This window comes from Neptuniibacter sp. (genome assembly GCF_024231755.1).
Taxonomy (GTDB): domain Bacteria; phylum Pseudomonadota; class Gammaproteobacteria; order Pseudomonadales; family Balneatricaceae; genus Neptuniibacter.
On record NZ_JAAEQH010000013.1, the window covers coordinates 1 to 7,980 of the forward strand.

At 47.9% G+C, this 7,980-nt stretch carries 1 protein-coding gene and 5 tRNA genes; 5 read left to right on the top strand and 1 reads right to left on the bottom strand.

Going from position 1 to position 7,980, the window contains the following annotated elements:
* Positions 1 to 7,257 (bottom strand): retention module-containing protein (locus GY843_RS00420; protein ID WP_297305747.1); only part of this gene is annotated, 7,257 nt, incomplete at its 3' end.
* Positions 7,258 to 7,512: 255 nt separating this feature from the next.
* On the opposite strand from GY843_RS00420, the gene GY843_RS00425 reads away from it, so the two are divergent.
* The 5 genes from GY843_RS00425 (at position 7,513) to GY843_RS00445 (ending at position 7,980) form a co-directional block, all read left to right on the top strand.
* A tRNA-Asn gene (locus tag GY843_RS00425) sits at positions 7,513 to 7,588 on the top strand.
* Between the two features lie 26 nt (positions 7,589 to 7,614).
* Positions 7,615 to 7,690, top strand: a tRNA-Asn gene (locus tag GY843_RS00430).
* A 14-nt stretch (positions 7,691 to 7,704) separates the two neighbouring features.
* Positions 7,705 to 7,781, top strand: a tRNA-Pro gene (locus tag GY843_RS00435).
* 31 nt (positions 7,782 to 7,812) lie between these two features.
* A tRNA-Thr gene (locus GY843_RS00440) sits at positions 7,813 to 7,888 on the top strand.
* Positions 7,889 to 7,903: 15 nt separating this feature from the next.
* Positions 7,904 to 7,980, top strand: a tRNA-Asp gene (locus GY843_RS00445).

Genomic DNA, 7,980 nt, shown 5'->3' on the forward strand with positions numbered 1-7,980 from the left:
ACCTTCAACGATATTGCCATCCGTATCAACTTCTACTGCAAACAACTGCAGTGTGTAGCCGGTGTCGGGTTCTTCCGGTGGGTTATCTGGATCAGTCGCATCTGTGATCGTTGTGGTCACCGTGCCTGTGTAGGCAACTGTTTCGTACAACTCATCGTTGCTCCAGGAACCATCCTGCAGGTTCAGGGTGAAGGTCTCACCTGTATCTGCCAGCGCATCATCTACTGAGTCAATGCTAAACGCGCTACCTACTGTCGCTATACGGGTCGCTGCTGAGTTGTGGTCCGCAAGACCATCACCGTCGTTTACAGCTCCTACGTTCACTGTCAACGTACCACCTGGCTGCGTATCCAGTACGTTACCGCTGGCATCTACTGCCAATACAGCATAATGCGCTGTGATATCGGCATCCTCATCATCGTTCTGTTCAGCCATGCTGTTCGCCGCACTTTCTGAACCTTCAACGATATTGCCATCCGTATCAACTTCTACTGCAAACAACTGCAGTGTGTAGCCGGTGTCGGGTTCTTCCGGTGGGTTATCTGGATCAGTCGCATCTGTGATCGTTGTGGTCACCGTACCTGTGTAGGCAACGTCTTCGTAAACGCTATCGTTGCTCCAAGTACCGTCCTGCAGATTCAACGTGAACGTTTCACCGCTGTCTGCCAAAGCATCATCGATTGAGTCAATGCTGAACGCTGTACCTACAGTCGCTGTGCGTGCCGCTGCTGAGTTATGGTCTGCCAGAGCATCACCATCGGCTACTGAACCCACATTCACAGTCACAGTACCACCCGGCTGGGATGCCAGAGGGTTGCCAGATGCGTCTACCGCCAGCACTGCATAATGAGCCGTGATGTCCGCTGTACCTGCGTCGTTCTGCTCTGCCATGCTGTTAACATTGGTTTCAGAGCCCGGAATGATATTTCCTTCACCATCCACTGCAACAGCGAAAAGCTGAATTTCAAGAACATCTGCTTCTGGCTCATCGATAATACCACCAAGGCCTACACCCTTACTGATAGTGGCGTTAACTGGATTGCTCAAAACAATCGTATAATTTTCCAGGCCTTCAGCAAGCAGGTCATCTGTAATTGGAACTTCAATTTGTTGTGAAGTTGTACCTACTGGGAAAGAAAGCTGACCGCTGACTGCATCGTAGTCCACATTTTCGGTGGCTGTGCCACCCTGAGAGATATAGTCCACAGTCACTGTATTGATTGGTGTATTACCCGTCAGCACTACAGTGAAGACCGCAACACCTTCATCTTCGTGAACAGTGATGTCATTGATCGACAGAGATGGAGGCGCTGTATCATCGATAATGTTCATGTCAGCAGTGTCATTATCACTGTCAACCAGAATCTGTTCGAAACCACCACCCGTTACATTAGTGATAGTAATGTCTACAGTTTCAACATTTTCGACGATTTCATCGATCAGAGTTTCAATCGCCAGCGTTGTGCCATCACTGCCTGCTGGAATAGTTACCTGAGCAGTACCGTTATAATCGTCACCGTTAGTCGCTGTTCCGCTATAACTCAGAGTGACAGTAACAGGCGTAATAGCGTCTACCAATGCACCATTTTCATCACGCAGCTCAATTGGGAAGTTTCCAGTACCACCCTCTGTTACATCGGTCACTGGATCGACGATGCTTACAAATGCAGTATCTTCATCACCTGGAATTGGCTCATCAACAATACCACCCAGACCTTCTGGATCACTGATCGTTGCATTAACTGGGCTACTCAGCAGAATAGTGTAATTTTCCAGCCCTTCATCGATCATATCATCAGTGATTGGCACTGAGATTTGTTGTGTTGTAGTACCTACAGGGAAGTTCAGAGTGCCGCTCACACCGGTATAGTCAGTACCCTGAATCGCAGTACCACCAGAAGAGGCATAGTTCACACTTACTGTGTCAATAGGTGTATTACCGCTCAGAGTCACGGTAAAGATAGCTACACCAGCATCCTCGTTTACAGTCACGTCATTGATACTTAGGCTAGGCAGCTCAGTATTATCAATGATGTTCATATCAGCAGTGTCTTTCGCAGTATCGACTTCGATCGCCTCGAAGCCACCACCGCTGACACTTGTGATCGTAATGTCTACCGTTTCCAGATTTTCAACAATTGAATCTGGCAAGGTCTGAATATTCAGCAGTGTGCTGGAGCTACCAGCTGGGATAGTCACCTGAGCGATACCATTGTAGTCAGCACCGTTGCTAGCAGTACCACTGTAGCTAAGGTTTACTGTCACATTAGTGATGGCATCAACAAGACTTCCATCTTCATCACGTAGTTCAATCGGGAAGCTACCGCTGTTGCCTTCCACTACACTTCCAACGTTATCCACGATGCTGACAAACGCAGTATCTTCATCGCCCGGAATTGGCTCATCTACGATGCCGCCCAGACCTTCTGGATCACTGATGGTTGCATTCACCGCATTGCTTAGCTCGATGGTATAGTTTTCCAAACCTTCATCGATCATGTCATCAGTGATTGGAACAACGATCTCTTGTGTTGTTGTACCTAATGGGAAGGTCAGGCTTCCGCTAACACCGGTGTAGTCTGTACCTTGGATGGCTGTGCCACCAACAGAAATGTAGTCAACAGTTACAGTACCTGCAGGGGTATTACCGCTCAGCGTAACCGTGAAGACCGCCTGTCCATCATCTTCGTTAACGGTAACGTCATTGATGCTCAAGCTTGGCAGTTCAGTATCATCAATGATGACAAGGTCTGCCGTATCATTCTCGCTGTCGATTTCGATTGCTTCGAAGCCACCACCAGCAACACCAGTGATAGTGATATCAACGATTTCATCAGGCTCTACGATCGCATCGGTCAGGGTCGCAATATCTAGATTTATACTGCTGCTACCCGCTGGGATGATCACCTGGGCAACGCTAGTGTAGTCGGAACCATCTGTAGCAGTACCGCTGTAGCTCAGGTCAACTGTCACGTCAGTGATGGCATTAACCAGATTGCCATCTTCATCGCGTAGCTCAACTGGGAAGATACCGTTGTTGCCTTCGATTACATCACCAACATTATCCACGATGCTGACGAACGCAGTATCTTCATCTCCTGGAGTCGGCTCGTCTGTGATACCACCCAGGCCTATGCCATCCGCAATGGCAGCATTAACAGGGTTGCTAAGTTCGATGGTGTAGTTTTCAAGTACTTCATCGATCATGTCGTCAGTGATCGGAACAACGATCTCTTGTGTTGTAGTTCCTAGTGGGAACGTCAAAGTACCACTCACACCGTCATAGTCGACGTCCTGAGTAGCCGTTCCCCCAACACTAATGTAATCAACTGTTACAGCACCCGCTGGTGTACTACCGCTCAGGGTTACAGTGAAGACTGCCTGGCCGGCATCTTCATCAACAGTGATGTCATTAATGCTTAGTAGTGGTAAATCTGTGTCATCGATAATTACCAGATCAGCAGTATCGTTCTCAGCGTCAATTTCAATCGCTTCGAAGCCACCACCTGCAACACCGGTGATAGTAATATCAACAACTTCATCTGGTTCTACAATATCATCAACCAATGTTGCGATATCGAAGTTGACGCGATTGCTACCTGCAGGAATTACAACCTGCGCTACGCTTGTGTAGTCAGAACCATCTGTTGCTGTACCGCTGTAGCTTAGATCAACAACAACATCGGTGATCGCTTCAACCAGAACACCATTTTCATCGCGCAGTTCAAGTGGGAAAGTACCAGAGAAGCCTTCGATTACTTCGCCAACTGGGTCCAGGATGCTGACAAAGATAGTGTCTTCGCTACCCGGTACACCTTCATCAAGAATAGTGGTAGTTACAGTGCCATCAATAACAACATTTTCGTAGTCAGCTGCGTTGGAGTAGCTATCCTGATCGATACTTACAGTAAATGTTTCACCACTATCAGCGATGTAATCATCAATCGTATCTGTGGAGAATGCCACGCCCAGCGTCACAGTCTGAGCTGTCGCAACATAGTCAACAGCACCTTCGGCTGTTTCGTCTGTAAAGCTTACATTTACAGTACCTTGAGCATCGGTAATGATATTACCATCTGGATCGATCGCAACTGCCACGTAGGATGCAGGGTTACTTTCTTCTACTGCATTTGCCAGTACTAGATTGCCTTCAGAATCAACTAATGGCTCGCCGTTCTCACCAGCCGCCGCCAGTGCAATTGTTACAACCTCTTCATCCGGCTCGTCAGGAGTATCCGGGGTATCAGGATTGGAGTCATCAATAATGGTGGTAGTTACCGTACCATCAACAACCACATTCTCGTATGCAGCAGCATTAGAGTAGGTACCATCGACCAGATTCGCAGTGAAAGTTTCACCGTTATCTGCAATGTAGTCATCCAGAATATCAGTAGAGAATGCCACACCCAGAGTAACTGTCTGACCTGCATTTACGTAGTCTTCTGAGCCTGTAGCAGTTTCATCTGCAAAGCTTACATCAACGGTACCCTCTGCATCAGCGATGATGTTGCCTTCTGGATCTACTGCAACAGCAACGTAAGAAGCTGCTGTACCTTCAGGAGCTTCATTGGCCTGGACAAAGTTGCCTTCGTCGTCAGTCAGTGGTGCACCGTTTTCATCGGCTGCAACCAGTGTCAGGGTAACGTTTTCCTGATCAGGCTCGTCCGGAGTATCCGGCGTATCTGGATTGGAGTCATCGATAATGGTCGTGGTTACCGTACCATCAACAATTACATTTTCGTATGCAGCGGCATTTGAGTATGTGCCATCAATCAGATTCGCAGTGAAGGTCTCACCGTTATCCGCAATATAGTCATCCAGAGTATCAGTGGTGAACGCAACACCCAGTGTCACAGTCTGACCAGCGTTAACATAGTCTTCTGAACCTGTTGCTGTTTCATCCGCAAAGCTCACACCTACTGTGCCTTCAGCATCAGCAATGATGTTGCCTTCAGGGTCCAGAGCTACCGCCACGTAGGAAGCTGCTGTGCCTTCTGGAACTTCGTTAGCAAGTACAAGATTGCCTTGAGCATCAGTCAGAGCAGCACCATTTTCATCAGCTGCTGCCAGGGCAATAGTTACATTATCCTGATCTGGCTCATCTGGCGTATCCGGTGTATCTGGGTTGGAGTCGTCGATAATAGTTGTGGTAACCGTACCGTCCAGCTCGACGTTCTCGTAATCTGCAGCGTTAGTGTAGCTGTCAGCAACGATAGAAGCCGTGAACGTTTCGCCGTTGTCGGCAATGTAGTCATCCAACAGTTCTGTACTAAACGCAACACCCAGGGTTACAGTTTGAGCAGTCGCATCGTAATCTTCATTACCGGTCGCTGTTTCATCTGCAAAGGTAATATCAACGCTACCTTCAGCATCATCAATCACATTACCTTCTGGATCTAAAGCAATGGCAACATAAGAAGCGAACTCGCCTTCTGCACCTTCATTAGCCGTAACGAATCCACCCTGACCATCGCTGATTGGCTGACCGTTTTCATCCGCAGCAACCAGAGTGATAGTGACAACCTCCTGATCTGGCTCGTCTGGCGTGTCTGGAGTATCTGGGTTGGAGTCATCGATAATCGTTGTAGTAACGGTACCAGCAGTGATCACATTCTCGTAAACATCTGCATTGGAGTATGTCTCATCAATGATGTTTACAGTAAAGGTTTCACCGTGGTCAGCAATGTAATCATCCAGCAGTTCGGTACTGAACGCGACACCCAGAGTAACTGTCTGGGAAGTTGCATCGTAATCTTCATCACCGGTTGCAGTTTCATCAGCAAAGCTTACATCTACCGTACCTTCAGCATCAGTAATAACGTTGCCATCTGGGTCAATTGCTACAGCGACATAGGAAGCAAACTCGCCTTCAGCAGCTTCGTTCACTGTAACAAAGCCACCTTGACCATCACTGATCGGCTGGCCACTCTCATCAGCAGCAGCCAAAATGATTGTTACGCTTTCCTGATCAGGCTCATCTGGAGTATCTGGTGTATCTGGGTTGGAGTCATCGATAATGGTGCTGGTTACCGATCCGCTAACAATAACGTTTTCGTAAACAGCTGCATTTGAATAAGTGCCTTCAACCAAATCAGCAGTAAAGGTCTCGCCATTATCTGCCAGGTAGTCATCCAGCAGCTCGGTGCTAAACGCAACACCTACAGTTACAGTCTGACTAGTAGCATCGTAGTCTTCGTTACCTGTCGCACTGCCATCATTGAAAGTAACTTCTACTGTACCTTCAGCATCTGCAATGACATTACCCTCAGGATCTAAAGCCAATGCAACATAGGAAACAAATTCACCCTCAGCCGCTTCATTAGCCGTAACAAAACCGCCCTGACCATTACTGATCGGCTGACCACTCTCATCAGCAGCAGCCAAAATGATTGTTACGTTTTCCTGATCAGGTTCATCCGGGGTATCTGGTGTATCTGGGTTAGCATCGTCAATTACAGTTGTTGTAACAGTGCCCTGCCCAATAGTTAGATCGTCAAAATCGCCACCGGTAACTTCCGTGATACTCGCCGTGTACTGCTCACCTGAATCAGCAAAGTAGTCGTCCAAAGCAACTACATCGAAATCAGCACTGGTTTCACCCGCCGGGATAACAACATCTTCAACAACAGGAACAATATCGCCATTGTCTGTTGTGATATGACCTGTGATAACACTTACTGTTACATCTTCACCACTCTCACGGCTAAGAGTAACTGAGTACGTCGCCACTGCGCCCTCAGCGACGGTATCTGGCCCAGAGATACTCACCGCAGCAGAATCGACTCCCAGTCCTTCCTCTTGAATTAGTTCCTCAGGAGTACCGTCAAAACCAACAGTTTCATGACCAGCAGTAGGATCAACCTCTTCGCCTGTACGCAGAACGTTTACAGTTGAAGAACCTTCATTCCCTTCACCACCCGCTGCAGTTTCACCAGCAGCAGTTGCTTCAGCTACCTCAGTCGGGTCAACACCCGCCAAGATGGCTTCCTGAATGGACTCAATGTCAGCCACTGCTTCAGTCAGATCAAAATCTTCCGCTTCGTTGAAAGTCTCATTGCTAACCAACCAACTTTGACCGGCATCAAGTCGAACGGGCTCACCACCTTCCATGGAGATTTCGATAGAGGAGTCAGGCGAAACGCGAACCATTTCATCAGCAAAGACCTGATCACCAAGCGTTAGAATTCGCTCTGAGCCATCAGCCTTGATTGCAACAGCACGACCTACCAACTGTGAAACTGTACCTACAATACTCATATCAATATATTCCTTTGGATATTCTTTGGGCGATTACACCCTTTATATAAGGGGGCAAACACAAAAACTATTGTACCGAGGTACAGGTAGGGGAATTAAAGAAGAAAAAAGCGAATAACCTGCTCTAAATCAGCAAAAATATCAGCGGTTCTGATCAAGCGATAAACACCCCCCTAACTCTTTTATAAAATTGAATAAAAAGCCCTTGACGATAACCAACTACCTAATTAAGATACGCCGCACTTTCAAGGCTGATCCCTGATAGCTCAGTTGGTAGAGCAGTAGACTGTTAATCTATTGGTCGCTGGTTCGAGTCCAGCTCAGGGAGCCAACTAAGCCTGAAAGTACGACTGATGATCCCTGATAGCTCAGTTGGTAGAGCAGTAGACTGTTAATCTATTGGTCGCTGGTTCGAGTCCAGCTCAGGGAGCCATTTAAGGTATAGTTCGGAGTGTAGCGCAGCTTGGTAGCGCATCTGGTTTGGGACCAGAGGGTCGGGGGTTCGAATCCCTCCACTCCGACCATTTCAAAATGTCAAAATCCTAGATTTTCAGTGCCGGTATAGCTCAGTTGGTAGAGCAACTGACTTGTAATCAGTAGGTCCCGAGTTCGACTCTTGGTGCCGGCACCATTATCTACCCGCTGCGGAGCGGTAGTTCAGTTGGTTAGAATACCTGCCTGTCACGCAGGGGGTCGCGGGTTCGAGTCCCGTCCGTTCCGCCA